Origin of the sequence: Klebsiella sp. BIGb0149, from assembly GCF_004362605.1 — a bacterium.
Lineage (GTDB): Bacteria > Pseudomonadota > Gammaproteobacteria > Enterobacterales > Enterobacteriaceae > Klebsiella > Klebsiella terrigena.
This window is the reverse complement of the sequence record NZ_SNYG01000002.1, coordinates 201,177-216,476: the sequence shown is the minus strand read 5'-3', so window position 1 is coordinate 216,476 and position 15,300 is coordinate 201,177. Positions and strand designations below refer to the sequence as shown.

At 53.9% G+C, this 15,300-nt stretch carries 10 protein-coding genes and 2 pseudogenes; 3 read left to right on the top strand and 9 right to left on the bottom strand.

The genetic code is table 11. From position 1 onward, the window contains the following. Positions 1-228 precede the first annotated feature (228 nt). Positions 229-2,914, top strand: a pseudogene (gene ppl / locus EDF75_RS27500) (anti-phage protein Ppl). A gap of 126 nt (positions 2,915-3,040) precedes the next feature. On the opposite strand, the gene EDF75_RS07740 reads toward ppl, so the two are convergent. The 5 genes and pseudogenes from EDF75_RS07740 to pth form a co-directional block, all read right to left on the bottom strand. Next, positions 3,041-5,263 carry a KAP family P-loop NTPase fold protein gene (locus EDF75_RS07740; protein ID WP_133598288.1) on the bottom strand — a complete coding sequence of 741 codons (2,223 nt, stop codon included), beginning with the start codon at positions 5,261-5,263 and terminating at the stop codon, positions 3,041-3,043. 1 nt (position 5,264) lies between these two features. Next, positions 5,265-5,580, bottom strand: a pseudogene (locus EDF75_RS27275) (transcriptional regulator); the annotation flags it as partial. A gap of 196 nt (positions 5,581-5,776) precedes the next feature. Continuing rightward, positions 5,777-6,952, bottom strand: coding sequence for a tyrosine-type recombinase/integrase (locus EDF75_RS07730; RefSeq protein WP_133598286.1), 1,176 nt, complete (start codon positions 6,950-6,952; stop codon positions 5,777-5,779). Between the two features lie 214 nt (positions 6,953-7,166). Beyond that, entirely contained in the window at positions 7,167-8,258 is a 1,092-nt protein-coding gene (ychF, locus tag EDF75_RS07725) for a redox-regulated ATPase YchF (protein ID WP_041146109.1), read from the bottom strand. A gap of 117 nt (positions 8,259-8,375) precedes the next feature. Further along, positions 8,376-8,960, bottom strand: a complete 585-nt coding sequence (gene pth, locus EDF75_RS07720) for an aminoacyl-tRNA hydrolase (protein ID WP_041147674.1) — start codon at positions 8,958-8,960, stop codon at positions 8,376-8,378. A 271-nt stretch (positions 8,961-9,231) separates the two neighbouring features. Here pth and ychH point away from each other — a divergent pair, with 271 nt between their 5' ends. Then, positions 9,232-9,507 (top strand): stress-induced protein YchH, encoded by a 276-nt coding sequence (gene ychH, locus EDF75_RS07715; protein ID WP_045858992.1) that lies wholly within the window; start codon positions 9,232-9,234, stop codon positions 9,505-9,507. A gap of 227 nt (positions 9,508-9,734) precedes the next feature. Beyond that, entirely contained in the window at positions 9,735-10,778 is a 1,044-nt protein-coding gene (locus tag EDF75_RS07710; RefSeq protein WP_133598284.1) for a MerR family transcriptional regulator, read from the top strand. Here the strand turns inward: EDF75_RS07710 and dauA are convergent, their stop codons facing one another. The 4 genes from dauA to lolB form a co-directional block, all read right to left on the bottom strand. Next, entirely contained in the window at positions 10,779-12,458 is a 1,680-nt protein-coding gene (gene dauA, locus EDF75_RS07705) for a C4-dicarboxylic acid transporter DauA (RefSeq protein WP_133598282.1), read from the bottom strand. It lies immediately after the preceding gene. 126 nt (positions 12,459-12,584) lie between these two features. Beyond that, positions 12,585-13,532, bottom strand: coding sequence for a ribose-phosphate diphosphokinase (gene prs / locus EDF75_RS07700; RefSeq protein WP_004863536.1), 948 nt, complete (start codon positions 13,530-13,532; stop codon positions 12,585-12,587). Positions 13,533-13,715: 183 nt separating this feature from the next. Next, entirely contained in the window at positions 13,716-14,564 is an 849-nt protein-coding gene (ispE, locus tag EDF75_RS07695) for a 4-(cytidine 5'-diphospho)-2-C-methyl-D-erythritol kinase (RefSeq protein ID WP_166646161.1), read from the bottom strand. Then, complete coding sequence (gene lolB, locus EDF75_RS07690; RefSeq protein ID WP_095101965.1) at positions 14,564-15,175, bottom strand: lipoprotein insertase outer membrane protein LolB; 612 nt, start codon at positions 15,173-15,175, stop codon at positions 14,564-14,566. The genes ispE and lolB overlap by 1 nt, the downstream gene beginning before the upstream one ends. Positions 15,176-15,300: the final 125 nt, after the last annotated feature.

Here is a 15,300-nt window from a genome sequence, read left to right as displayed (position 1 = left end):
ACTTAGGTGTGATCGATTTTTATCACGCCTAAGTTTCAATTTTCTGGCAAAGTCGGATCCTCGGCCAATACTGGTTCATAGCTATGAATTAAAGGAAGGTGCTTTATTCCGTGACTTAGGTTTTTGGGACATAATAACCCTGGAATATATGAGCAAAAGTTTCATTCTCTGGGTACAAAATCTCTTATAGTTGGGAGACTTCTAAAGCGCCATGGAAAAGGAACAAAGATGGTAGGATCTCGCTGGTATAAATTTGATTTTCATAACCATACTCCGGCTTCACATGATTACAGAATGCTTGATATCACTCCAAGAGAATGGCTTCTTGCTTACATGAGGCAGCAGGTTGATTGTGTTGTCATCAGCGACCATAACAGTGGTGCCTGGATCGACATCCTAAAAGATGAGTTGGCTAAAATGTTTCAGGATGCGAGTACCGGCGAGCTGCTTGAATTCCGACCGCTGACACTTTTTCCTGGGGTGGAGCTGACAGCAACCGGCAATGTCCACATTTTGGCAGTTCTTCACACCCACAGCACCACTGCCGATGTGGAAAGGATTCTGGCCCACTGCAATAACAACGGCCCCATTCCACTCAATGCCCAAAATCACCAACTGGTCCTCCAACTGGGGCCAGCCGGTATCATTAACAATATTCGCCTTAATCCTGAGGCGGTCTGCATTCTTGCCCATATAGATGCGGTTAAAGGCATTCTTCAAAGCCTGACCAATCAGGGTGAATTGACTGCCGCTTTTCAGGAAAAACCCCATGCTGTTGAGATCAGGAATCAGGTGCAAAATATTACCGATGGAACCCATCGGCGGCTTATTGATGGTTTGCCGTGGCTACGGGGCTCAGACGCTCACCATCCAGAACAGGCCGGTGCACGCACATGCTGGTTAAAAATGTCGTCCCCTGATTTTGACGGGCTCCGTCATGCTCTACTTGATCCGAATAACTGTGTTCTTTTCGATCAGCTTCCCCCGGAGGAACCCGCTTCGCATTTACGTAGTCTAAAGATCAGAACCCGTTTCTGCCAGCCTGCAGATCAGGACACTGCGTCGGTAGAATTCAGTCCTTTTTATAACGCCGTAATTGGGCTCCAGGGGCAGCGGTAAGTCCACGCTCATCGAAAGTATTCGTCTTGCGATGCGCAAGACCGGGGGACTCACTGTGTCCCAGAACCGGAATCTGAGCCAGTTCAGTGAGTCGGGGATGACAGAAGATTCCTTCATCGAATGTGTGTTTCATAAAGAGGGCACCGATTTCAGGCTCAGCTGGCGACCGGGTGGTAGCCATGAATTACACATCTTCAGTGACGGCGAGTGGATACCTGATAGCTACTGGTCGGCCGACCGTTTCCCGCTCTCGATTTACAGTCAAAAAATGCTTTACGAGCTGGCTTCAGACACCGGTGCATTCCTGCGCGTCTGTGACGAGAGTCCGGTGGTCGATAAACGGGCCTGGAAAGAACGATGGAATGAGCTGGAGCGGGAATATCTTAACGAACAAATCACCCTGCGTGGACTCCGGGCAAGACAGGTGACAGCCGACTCGCTGCACGGAGAATTATCTGATGCACTGCGTGCCATCAGCCAGCTGCAGTCAAGCGCCTACTATCCCGTCTGCAGCCTGCAGCCTGCTGGCTCTGGCCAAAAGTGAGCTTTCTGCTGCAACCTACCCACTGGAGCTCTACGAACAGCATATTGCAGCCATTCAGTCTCTGGCAGCAGAACCGCAGCAGATACCTGCCATTCCACAGGATCCGTCCGGCCCACAGACGGAATTCATGGCGCGCCTGTCGTCTGTACAACAGCATTACGACCAGCGAATTAATGCTCTCCTAGCAGAATGTGCTGCAGATCTCATAGACATCAGGCAGGGACAGGCGTTCACAGCTCTAGGAACTGCAGTCAGCAGCCAGGAGGCTGCAGTGCAAGCTGAAGCTGTTGCCCTCCGGGCTCAGGGACTAAATCCCGATGTCCTCAACGAACTGATGGCACGTTGTGAAGCACTGCAACATGAACTGAGAAGTTACGATGGCCTTGACGGAATGATTACCGCCTCGCAGGCGCGGTCTGAGCTGTTGCTGTCTGATATGCGTGCTCACCGAATGACTCTGACACATAACCGGAAAGCATTTCTGTCTTCCCTGTCGCTTACCGATCTGGACATTAAGATCCTTCCCCTTTGTGCCCCACATGAAGAGATCTTGTCTGGTTATCAGGCGGTGACTGACATCAGTAATTTTGCCGAACGTATCTACGATCACAGTGATGGGAGTGGCTTACTGCATGCCTTTGTCAGCCAGCGTCCGTTCAGCCCCCAGCCTGCGGTAACAGAGCAAAAATACAGGGCGCTGGACGAATTGAAAGCGCTGCACCAGGAAATCCGTAAGAATAACTCCGGGGCCGGAGCCTCGCTTCATGGTACTTTCCGGAATCGCCCCAGAGGTCTGAATGACCAGCAGATGGATGCACTGCAATGCTGGTATCCCGATGATGGCATTCACATCCGGTATCGGGCACCCGGAGGACAAATGGAGGATATTTCGTCTGCTTTTCCGGGACAGAAAGGGGCGAGCATGCTGCAGTTCCTTTTATCTTATGGCACTGATCCACTCCTGCTGGACCAACCTGAGGATGACTTGGACTGTTTGATGCTGAGCACGAGCGTAATACCCGCGATTATGTCTAACAAGAAGCGCCGGCAGCTTATTATTGTGTCGCATTCTGCCCCTATCGTGGTTAACGGAGATGCAGAATACGTTATCAGTATGCAGCACGATCGTACCGGCCTGTACCGGGACTCTGCGCCGCGCTTCAAGAAGCCCCGATGAAGGCTCTGATATGCAGGCAAATGGAGGGCGGCGAAAAAGCGTTTCGTTCGCGATATGAGCGTATTCTGAGCTGAAGAACTGGAAACGCAAGCTTTTGAACGAGCTGGCACATGCCGGTTTTCCTTTTGACAAGGAAAAAGCGTTTAGCGCCTGATTCACTTTGTGTAGTAAGAAAAAGGCCGCTAAGCGGCCTTTTTTGATCACTCGTCATTATCCAACGCACTTTTGAGTTCTTCCTGCTCCGGCATCAGTTCATTACCGGAAAGTATAACCCTCAGCTTATCTTCAACTGCAGGCCAGTTATCAAAAAATGGACTGACCTGGTCACGTGCAATCCGGCGATATGCCCCCCTGTCAGAACTGAAGACGCTGGTCTGTAATCGTATTAACAGGTTAACAAGGCCTTCATCGGTGGCAGCCACCTCTCTGACCCATTGCTTCACGGTTTCATCTGAACTCATGTCTCTCCATGCATAGAGATATCCAAGAATTGACTGGCGCACGAGAAGTTGTTGCTGAAGGTCTGGCTGATTCATACGTTCAGCAAATCTGTCACGCAGCCGTTCCGTAATATCACGACTGAAAAGAGCGTCTGATGGCGAAGATACCGTATTGTGGGCAAGTCCGTGTTCCCAGATAAGATCCCGCATAAAATCGGCTATCCAGAACGGCGACGTGCCCGCAACGACCAGCATTTCCATTTGCGTGACTATTCTGGCCTCATCAATATCCTGCATATGCTTCAGCAGATGCCTTACAACCTGATTAATGCCCGTTTCACGCAGAGAAAACCATGTGTTACGGGTTCTGAAACGAGTGCTGACCTCATCCGTATGATCGAAGAAAAACTGCACCAGCCCTGCGCACTCTTCAAAATTGCGTTCTCTTATCAGGCCCGGAGTCAGCCTGCTCAGTATATGTTCGAACCAAGTTCCGGACAGAATACCCACGCTGCTGATTTTTGAGAGGAGATCCTCAGAGAGCTGCTGCTTTTCCGGTACGGCGGCCAGCGTAAAAAGCTGGTTGAAAAACTCCGGAGGAAGAACATTCTGGGGTGAGGAAAAGGCAAAGTAATACCGCCAGTGCGTCAGGCTGCTGAGTCGCTTGTTGCTTGTATGGATGTGGCGATAATCCTCACTGACGGGCTCAAAAAGACTAAGATATTCATCATTATGTCCGCTGATACCGGGGATCCAGTCTGCTAGTGTCAGAAATGAGTCTGCATTCGATGCCTCCAACATCTTCATACACCTAATAAGCCCCTCACGGAAGTCTGCCTTTTCTCCGTCAGAAAGCATGCCCTGGCCGTTTTCAATCACGGACCGTTCTGTCAGGTAATGCTCCGTCCAGTCATACAGGGCCGGGTTAGTTACTCGTATAAGTTGAAGCAGGCACAAATCAGGGAAATACACAAAATCCCGCATTCCCGGATAGAGAAAAATCAGGGAATTAATGGCCTGATGGATCTCGCGTGGCGTCGAAAGTGCGGCACCATACGTATCAGTCACAGCGGCGAGATCTTTTGCCATTTCTGCGTCTGCCGGTTGATTATTAATTTGCTGATACAGCGTCTCGGCCCGCTGGCGAAATTCATTGCGTAGATCAAAGGCCTCAGGGCGAGGTATTTTAAAACTGAGCTGAATAATTTTCTGAAGATAACGGCTACCATCTCCGATATTCAGTGCATGCTCAACGGCATGAGTGATAATCTGCCTGTCATAGCAAAGAATGTGTGTAAAGCGCGGTAGATCGGCTACTGCACGGACCAGCCTGAACACCTCCGCCACCTGGGTCGGCTCCAGTCGGTCCAGATCATCCATGACAACAATGAACTTCAGATCCAGTCTAACCAGTTGCCCAGCAATATCAGCACGAAGCTTTGTCGTGGTTTTCTGATCAACAGCCAGGCGACTATCTGAAAATACCTTTATTCCGCCAGCTATCCAGTTAACGATTCGGGAAAACTGCCCGATATACTGAACCAGCGGAAGAACGCGCGATGAAGTATCCTGTGCATACTCAATCACTTTCTGAGCTTCCGTTGACAGAAGGTATTTACGCCAGATTTTTTTTAAACCTGTTGGGGGATATCGTTTATCCGTTTCCTGCTGGATGACAGTGGCAACCGGAAGAAAAAGCACTTCAACCGGGTCGTTGCCGCTCAGCCAGGGAGAAATATGCAGCACATGTGTGTGTCCATCCTTGTACTCGGCAAGGTTTTTTAGGATCAGATTCAGGAGGCTTGTTTTACCTGATCCCCATGCCCCTTCAATTCCGACAACATTTGAAGCTTCCTGGGGAAGGGAAAGAATGGAGCGGGATATATTTTCCGCTATATTACTGAAGCCGTATCGATCCTCAGGTACATTGTCAACTGCCGCATCAAGCCCCTTCGGGTTCCACAGCTGCCTCAGTATTTTCAAGTTACAAATCTCCGTATAGGCCGCGCAGCCCGGTCAGGACTTCCGCCAGCGTGACTTCAGCGCATCGCATGCTGAGCTCCCGTACCAGTGTATCAAAAGCTTCAGCCTGTAAAAAATCCGCCACCCGTTGATCCCGAAGAATTTCTCTTTTGATACATGCCCTGGCGGGGAGAGCATGACGCGCTCTTCCTGTAGGCCGTGCGCCAGGGATTCCGGATGATGAGTGTAGCCCTGCGGTTTGTAGAACGCATTCCAGCCGTACGCCACCACGAAACTCTGACCGGGGATAAGCAGAGATGCAGCTGCGGCAGTGTGAACATTTTAACTAAAAGTTGGCTATCTTCATCAAATCTTGAGGGGGCGACCTCCGAAATTAATTTTATTTCAGAGATGAATCAACATTGATTGAAACACTGTGTCTGGCTTCGCTGTTCAAAACAATATCCGCTTCTGGCACAAAGTGTACCCTGAGGAATGAGTTCTATCCTCGTGGTTCACTAAGTGCAGCAAGTTCTACTCGAATCCTGCTACCCATTTGCCCAACATATCAGCCCATTCCTGCATCATCACTTTACGCTCATCAAGATAAGTCGCATGATTGTATGTGCGACGAACATTGTTGGTGTCAGCATGAGCAAGTTGAGCTTCAATAGCATCAGGTCGATAGCCCATTTCGTTTAAACGCGTACTTCCTGTAGTTCGGGTAGCATGGGGACTATAAATGCCACTCCATCCGAGGCTTTTAAGTAGCTGGCGCAGCGAGTGCGATGTCATTGGCCCTAGCGGATTATCTCTGCCCGGGAAAAGGTGCTGCCGATGCCCGGTTAACCCCTGTAGTGTTCTGAGCATTTTGACTGCTTGGAAGGGTAGGGGAATAACGTGTTCTCTGCGGGCTTTCATTCGCGCTGCCGGAATGGTCCATAGGGCGTTATTAAGATCGAATTCTGTCCATTCTGCTTCGGTGGCTTCTGCAGGACGCGCCAATGTCCACCACATAAGCCACATGCAATAGTTAACCTGATACGAGCCACGACTATTGTCAAAACAGCTTAGTAACTTTCCGATTTGCTGAGGATTTAGTGCCTGTTTGTGCTGTGTCTTATTAGCCGGAAGGGCCTTGCGCACAGGCCATACGGGATCGCTATCAGCTCTAAGCGTCGCGACTGCCAACTCAAAAACTGATGAAATGGTGCGACGGGCTTCAGCGGCAACTGTTGGTGCTCCTCGTTTAGCGGTTTCCTGAAGAATTTTAAGTATATGGTGTGGAGTGATCTCTCTGACAGGGAGCTTACCGATGGCGGGAAAAACCACACGTTCAAGCATATCCAGTCGCCGCGTTTTGGTGATTTCGGCCCAGTCTTTCATCTGCAACCACTCTTTAGCGATCAGCTCAAAGGTGTTGGATGCGTCGTTGACCTTGCGGATCTTATCTAACTGGCGAGCCTGTGTCGGGCTAACTCCATCCGCGACTTGTTTACGTGCTTGCTCACATTTTTCGCGAGCTTCGGCAAGTTTGACCGTTGGGTACTCACCCAACGCGAACATGCTGGATTTGCCGTTGAGTTTAAACCGATAGCGCCATGCCTTTTTGCCGTTGGGTTTCACTTCGAGGTAGAGACCATTGAAGTCATTGAGTCGATAGAGTTTTTCTTTCGGCTTAGCAGTGCGGCATTGCGTATCGGTGAGCATAACGGGGCCTTGTTTATTTATTATACCGTTATTGTACTCACTTAAAATGAAGATGGAAGAATGTTGTACTCATGCCTATACTCATTTTTGGCTGCGCTATTATGAGATGAGCTGAGACATTATGAAAAGAAAAATCCACGCAACTGCGTGGATTTTATGGGGTTTTACATTTTTCATGCGATTGACTGAGATTGCATGAGACAACAGAAACAAATTAGACGTTGAACAGGAAGTTCATGACGTCGCCATCTTTAACGATGTAGTCTTTGCCTTCGGCGCGCATCTTGCCGGCTTCTTTCGCACCCTGCTCGCCTTTGTAAGTGATAAAGTCTTCATAGGCGATAGTCTGAGCGCGGATAAAGCCTTTTTCGAAGTCAGTGTGGATTTTACCCGCCGCCTGCGGTGCGGTCGCGCCGACAGGGATGGTCCACGCGCGGACTTCTTTAACCCCGGCGGTGAAGTAGGTCTGCAGGTTCAGCAGCTCGTAGCCGGCGCGGATAACGCGGTTCAGGCCCGGCTCTTCGATGCCCAGTTCGGCCATGAACTCATCGCGGTCAGCGTCGTCAAGTTCCGCAATATCGGATTCAACGGCGGCGCACACGGCAACCACTACTGAGCCTTCGGCGGCAGCGATTTCGCGGACTTTATCGAGGTACGGGTTGTTCTCGAAGCCGTCTTCGTTGACGTTGGCGATGTACATGGTTGGCTTCAGGGTCAGGAAGCTCAGGTATTTGATGGCGGCTTTATCTTCGTCCGTCAGCGCCAGCGCGCGCAGCATGCCGGCGTTTTCGAGCTGCGGCAGGCATTTTTCCAGTGCGACCAGTTCAGCTTTCGCGTCTTTATCGCCGCCTTTTGCCCTTTTCTGTACGCGGTGAATGGCACGTTCGCAGGTGTCAAGATCGGACAGCGCCAGCTCGGTATTGATAACGTCGATATCGTCAGCCGGGTCCACTTTGTTGTTAACGTGGATGATGTTGTCGTTTTCAAAGCAGCGAACAACGTGGCCGATAGCTTCGGTTTCACGAATGTTGGTCAGGAACTGGTTGCCCAGGCCTTCGCCTTTGGATGCGCCTTTTACCAGGCCCGCGATGTCGACGAATTCCATGGTAGTCGGCAGGATGCGCTGCGGTTTAACGATTTCGGCCAGCTTATCCAGACGCGGATCGGGCATCGGTACGACACCGGTGTTCGGCTCAATAGTACAGAAGGGGAAGTTGGCCGCTTCAATACCCGCTTTGGTGAGCGCATTGAACAGGGTGGACTTGCCGACGTTGGGCAAACCGACGATACCGCATTTGAATCCCATGATTTAAATCACCTTAATCTTTGGATAATCAACCTGTTACATTGAACAGATTGTAGAAAAGTAAATAGCTTCGCCTATTATACACGGTGTGCGGCAAAAATTCCGCACGTCGGCCGGTTATTGCGCTTTAAATGCGTGTAAACGGTTGGTGGCTTTGGTCAGTCCCTCTTTCAGCCAGACTTCCGTGCAGCGCGCGGCTTCATCAACGGCTTCGTCTATCAGTTTCTGCTCGCTAAGCGGCGGTTTACCTAACACAAAACCGACAACTTTGTTTTTATCGCCCGGATGGCCGATCCCAACGCGTAAGCGGTGAAAGTTCGGGTTATTGCCCAGTTTGCTGATGATATCTTTCAGGCCGTTATGCCCGCCGTGGCCGCCGCCGAGCTTAAATTTCGCCACGCCGGGCGGTAAATCCAGCTCATCGTGCGCGACCAGAATCTCGTCGGGATTAATCCGGTAAAAGGTGGCCATCGCCGCCACGGCTTTACCGCTGAGGTTCATAAAGGTGGTCGGCACCAGCAGGCGCACATCCTCGCCGGCAAAGTTAATCCGTGAGGTGTAGCCGTAGAATTTGCTCTCTTCGCGCAGCGGGGCGCGGTGGCGGTCGGCCAGGAGGTCTACATACCAGGCGCCCGCGTTATGGCGTGTCGCCGCGTATTCCGCACCGGGGTTAGCCAGGCCGACAATCAGTTTTATCGTCACTTTTATATCCTGCATGGGTCGTTCTCTGGCGCGTAGTGTACTGTCTGCGAGCGCGCTTGACAAAATTCTGCCAGCGCAGCGCTATCGACACGATAATTTCGCCGGTGAACCATTAGAATTTGATTTTGTTCAGTAGGTTATTTGTAAACTTTTGTTGGTTTGATGTTCGCTATTGTGATCGCCAACGCAATCAATCTTCTGCCCGTTGTCTATACTACACCTATAAGTTCTGAGGATATTCTCAGGCAACCCAAGGTTCCGGAGGTGACATATGAAACGCAGAAACGCTTCGTTACTCGGTAATGTACTGATGGGTTTAGGGTTGGTCGTCATGGTTGTTGGCGTCGGCTACTCCATTTTAAACCAGCTCCCGCAGCTTGATCTGCCGCAGTTTTTCGCGCACGGCGCGATTCTCAGCATCTTCGTCGGCGCCGTTCTCTGGCTTGCCGGCGCGCGTATTGGCGGCCATGAGCAGGTCGGCGACAGATACTGGTGGGTGCGCCACTACGACAAACGCTGCCGTCGCGACCAGCATCGCCACAGCTAGGTCAGTGCGTTATCTGCACCTGTCGCCAGGCGGGTGCAATTTTGTCAACGTATCCGCTCTACAGCCAGCCTTCGTCCTGACGGCTGGCTGACTATATTACTCCCGCTTATTTTACTCCCGCAACGCCCGTCCCGCTGATATTGTTGCCCCAGTTGATAAATATGCGCTTGACCCTGACGTAACGTCAGGCTGCAGAGTAGCGCCACTGGCAGGCAAAAGGAGCAGTCATGTTAATTCAGGTGGGGGAACTGGCGAAACGCGCCGGAATGACCGTCCGTACGCTACATCACTATGAACAAACCGGGCTGCTGACGCCTTCGGCCAGAAGCGCGGCGGGTTATCGGCTATACGATCTGGCGGCCGTTCAGCGGCTGCATATGATTAAGGCGCTGGCACAGGCCGGGCTGGAACTCGCGGCTATTAAGGAGCATCTCGATCGCGGTTCGCTTTCGTTATCCGATCTGCTGGTGCAGCAAATTACCACCCTCGATACGCAGCTGCGCACTATCTCAACGCTGCGCGAAAGGCTGGTGCTGCTCCGCGACGAACTGGGTAGCGGCCGTGAACCCGATCTGGAGTCCTGGCTACAGACCCTGGAGCTTATGAAAATGTACGATCGTTGGTTTAGTCCGCAGGAGTTACAAACGCTGCCGTTCGCCGAGCAGGATGAACAGCGCAATCAAATCTGGCAGGCGCTGGTTATTGACGCGCAGCGGCTGATGCAGGAGAGCTGCCCGCCTGACTCGCCGTCGGCGATGGCGCTGGCCACCCGCTGGATGGAGCGCCTGGAGCTTGATACCGCCGGGCGACCGGAATTTCTCACCCGGCTCAATGAGATGCACGCTACGGAACCGCAAATGCGCGCGCAAACCGGCATTACGCCCGAGATTGTGGACTACATTACCCACGCCTTTGCGCAAAGCAAGCTCGCGATCTGGGCGCGCTATCTCAACGCCGAGGAGCTGGCGTTTACCCGTGAACACTACTTCGATCGGCTGATGGAGTGGCCGGGGCTGGTATCGGCGCTGCATCAGGCCTGCGCTGAGCAGACCGATCCGGCATCCGAGTCCGGGCAAAAGCTGGCGCGGCAGTGGCTGGAACTGTTCCAGTCGTATGCCGGCACCAGCCCGCAGACTCAGCAAAAGTTTCGCCACGCGATGGAGTGCGAACCGCATCTGATGAAGGGGACGTGGATGACGCCGCCGGTGCTCGGCTGGCTCCAGCAGGCGATAGGGGTGATGATGCAGGCGCGAACGCCCGCATCCCGCTAGTTAAATATCCGCCAGCGCGGCGTTGCGATCGGGGTAGAAGCTCAGGCGTCCGGCAATGGGCTGGACGCCGGCGCGTGCCAGGGTACGCAGCGGCTGAAACTCAAGATTAGACACCCGCAGCTCGCAGCCTTCCGGCAGCTTTTTCACGAAGCGCTGGAAGGCATCCAGGCCACCGGCATCCAGCACCGGCACCGCATCCCATTTCAGCACCACGATCCGCTTACCCTCAATACGCGTTTCCAGATCGTTAAATAGCCCCTCGGCGGCGGCGAAGAACAGCGGGCCGATAACCCGCAGCACCAGCACGTCGTCGGGCACGTCGACGTTGACCGGGGCCAGGCGCGTCATGCGGGCGATACGGCGCATAAACAGCAGCGAAGCCAGTACGATGCCGACGCTGATCGCGATGACCATATCAAACAGCACCGTCAGCGACATGCACATCAGCATGACCACGATGTCGTCCTTCGGCGCATAGCGCAGCAAATTCACCACCTTGTGCGCTTCGCTCATATTCCACGCCACCATCAGCAGCAGCGCCGCCATCGCCGAAAGCGGCAGCCAGGAGAGCAGCGGGGCGAGGATCAGCAGCGCCATAATCACCAGCAGCGCATGGATCACCGCGGAGATCGGCGAGGTCGCACCGGCGCGCACGTTGGCCGCCGAGCGGGCAATCGCCGCGGTCGCGGTAATGCCGCCGAAGAAAGGCGCGACGATATTGCCCAGACCCTGACCGATCAGCTCGCTGTTCGCCTTATGCTTGGTGCCGGTCATACCATCCAGCACCACCGCGCACAGCAGCGACTCAATGGCGCCGAGCATGGCCATGGAGAACGCCGCCGGCAGCAGCGCCTGCAGCGAGGCCCAGCTGAGGGTGAAATCAGAGCCCGGCATATCCCAGGGCAGCACCAGCTGCGGCAGCAGCTGCGGAATGCCGCTTCCCTGGCTGCCGTCGGCGAGCGTGTAGTGGAACTGGGAGCCGATGGTCGCGACGTGGCCGCCCAGCAGGGTGACAACCGCCATCACCGCACAGCCCGCCAGCAGCGCGGGAAGATGGCCCGGCAGGCGGATCCCAAGGCGCGGCCAGATGATGAGGATTGCAAGCGTCACGATGCCAATCGCGGCGTCGCCAACGTTGATCGTCGGCAGCGCCATAATCAGCGCGGAGACTTTCTGCAAATAGTGCTCCGGCACGTGCGTCATCTGCAGGCCAAGGAAGTCCTTAATCTGCATGGTACCGATAGTAATCCCGATACCTGAGGTGAACCCGAGGGTCACCGAGAGCGGGATATATTCAATCAGCCGGCCGAAGCGGGCGAGGCCGAAGAGAATTAAAAAAATGCCGGACATCAGCGTCGCGACCAGCAGCCCGGCGAGGCCAAACTGCTGCGATACCGGGTAGAGGATCACCACAAAGGCGGCGGTCGGCCCGGAAACGCTAAAGCGCGAGCCGCCGGTCAGAGCGATGATGATCCCGGCTACGGCGGAGGTATAGAGTCCGTACTGCGGCGCTACGCCGCTGCCAATTGCCAGCGCCATTGCCAGCGGGATCGCAATAATCCCCACCGTTATCCCGGCAATCAGGTCGCGGGTGAAGCGCGAAACGGTATATTTTTCTTTCCAGCAGGCGTCGATGAGGGCGCGGAAAGGCATCACGTGTGAGGAAAATAATCTATTCACGATAATGTTTCATCCATGGGCGCATCATCTGTCAACTAATATGGCAGGTGAAGGAGGCAATGGTCATACAAATTGGTTTAAGAGACAAAAAAACCCGCCTCAGCGGGTTTCCTTGGCCGGGCTCGATTAATGCTCGAACATAGCAGAGATAGATTCTTCGTTGCTGATACGACGAATCGCTTCTGCCAGCATACCGGACAGCGTCAGGGTACGAACTTTTTCCAGGGCTTTGATTTCTGGCGCCAGCGGGATGGTATCGCAGACGACGAATTCATCAATCACAGAGTTTTTAATGTTCTGGATAGCGTTGCCGGAGAAAATCGGGTGAGTGGCGTAAGCAAAGACGCGTTTAGCACCACGTTCTTTCAGCGCTTCTGCTGCTTTGCACAGCGTGCCGCCGGTATCGATCATGTCGTCAACCATGACGCAGTCGCGGCCTGCCACGTCGCCGATGATATGCATCACCTGGGAGACGTTAGCGCGCGGACGACGTTTGTCGATGATGGCCATATCGGTATCGTTCAGCAGTTTGGCGATAGCGCGGGCGCGCACGACGCCGCCGATGTCCGGAGAAACCACGATCGGGTTATCCAGATTCAGCTGCAGCATATCTTCCAGCAGGATTGGGCTGCCGAATACGTTATCAACCGGAACGTCGAAGAAGCCTTGGATCTGTTCTGCGTGCAGGTCAACGGTCAGCACGCGGTCAACGCCAACGCTGGACAGGAAGTCCGCAACCACTTTAGCAGTGATTGGCACACGGGCGGAACGAACGCGGCGGTCCTGACGAGCATAGCCGAAGTAAGGAATAACAGCAGTGATACGACCCGCCGAAGCGCGACGCAGGGCATCAACCATAACAACCAGTTCCATCAGGTTGTCGTTGGTGGGAGCACAAGTGGACTGGATGATGAAAATATCACCACCGCGTACGTTTTCATTGATTTGTACGCTGACTTCGCCGTCGCTAAAACGACCTACAGCGGCGTCGCCAAGAGAAGTGTACAGGCGGTTGGCAATACGTTGTGCTAGTTCCGGGGTGGCGTTACCAGCAAAAAGCTTCATATCAGGCACGAGAAGAACCTCAGGCATGCGTCCAGTGGTGGATGAAAAGGGCCAAAAACTGTGCGGCGGCGTCGTTTCATCCAGGCGGTGTATTTAAAGAGAGCGATGCAACGTCTGGAACAGGGTGACGTTGTCACCGTAACTCAATTTGCCCGGCGTACTTATCGTTACTCACGCTTAACGCGGAGCAACTTAGGGTAGGGCTAGCCTGAGCGGCGAGATGTTAACTCCTCGCGCAACAAAGCCTTGTAGCCATTCCGGGGCTTTCTCCAGCACCTGACGAGCGGCAGATTCGGTGTCAAATTCAGCAAAGACACACGCTCCTGTGCCAGTCAGGCGCGACGGCGCATATTCTAACAGCCAGGAAAGCGCCGCATCAACCTCGCGAAAACGTTTTCTTGCGATAACCTCGCAATCATTGCGAAATTCACATTTTAGCAACGTATTTATTGGCCTGATCGGGGTGTCTCGTGGTAGCTCGGGGTCGCGAAAGATGACCGGAGTCGGAATACTGACCCCGGGGTGAGCGACGAGGTACCACTTTTCCGGCGGTTCGACCGGGGTCAGAATTTCGCCAATGCCTTCGGCAAAGGCCGCATGACCGCGGACGAAAACCGGTACATCGGCGCCGAGCTGCAGCCCAAGCGTCGCCAGCTGGTCTTCCGATAGCCCGCAGCCCCAAAGCTGATTCAGCGCCACCAGCACCGTGGCGGCGTTGGACGAACCGCCGCCCAGCCCGCCGCCCATCGGCAGGCGCTTCTCAATGCTGATATCGGCACCGCTGCCGGATGGCAGCCGCCCGCGTTCTGCCGCCGCCTGCATCAGCAGCCTGGCGGCGCGAATAATTAAATTCTCTTCATTCGGCACGCCGTCCACCGGCGTCAGCAGACGCAGCTCGCCGTCATCGCGCGCCTCAATGGTTAACGTATCGCCATAGTCGAGAAACTGGAACAGCGTCTGCAGCTGGTGATAACCGTCGGTGCGCTGCCCGGTTATATACAAAAACAGGTTCAGCTTCGCGGGAGAGGGCCAGCGGGTCATCATTTCACAATCCAGTTATCCATTTTCAGCTTGATGCGCTGACTGCCGTTGTTGAGCTCCATATTAGCCGGCAGCGATGGCGTGGTATCGCTGGTATATCCGCCGTAGGTGACGCGCCAGGTTTTGCCGTTTTGCGTATAGTTAAGGGTGCTCAGACGATACTGCTGATCGAGGGTATAATCGGTGGCATCGCCCGGAAGGCCGACGATCCACTGGCGCAGGCTGTTCAGCGGGATGGGCATCCCGGTCAGGCGGCCAATCATCTCTTCCGCGTCGGTTGCGGTATAGGTCTGACCCTTGTTATCGATCAGCGTCACGCTGCCCGGCTGCGCGGTCAGCGACAGCTCGGTACTGCCCAGCGGGTTGGTCAGCAGCAGGCGGTAGCGATCCTGACCGGTCTGCTGCCAGAAGAAACGGGCGTAAACCTTTTGCTCGTCTGAAAGATAAGCAAAGGCGCCGCGGGTCTGGAACTGGCTAAGATTGCGGACATCCTGCTGGTGCTGACGCCACTGCGGTGAGTCCGGGCTTTTACCGGGGCCTTTCGGGGCGTTGAGGGTACAGGCGGTCAGGACCAGGCTTGCCAGGGGCAACAGGCGGAGCAGTCGATTCATAATGATGACAAATCCTTGATGTCTACAGTGAAATCCGGCGAAGGGTGAATACGCACACGATTTGTGTAGCGGGTTACAATTATAACTCTTAATGCTAGCGTTGCCCGGCGGTAGCGTCTACGTTC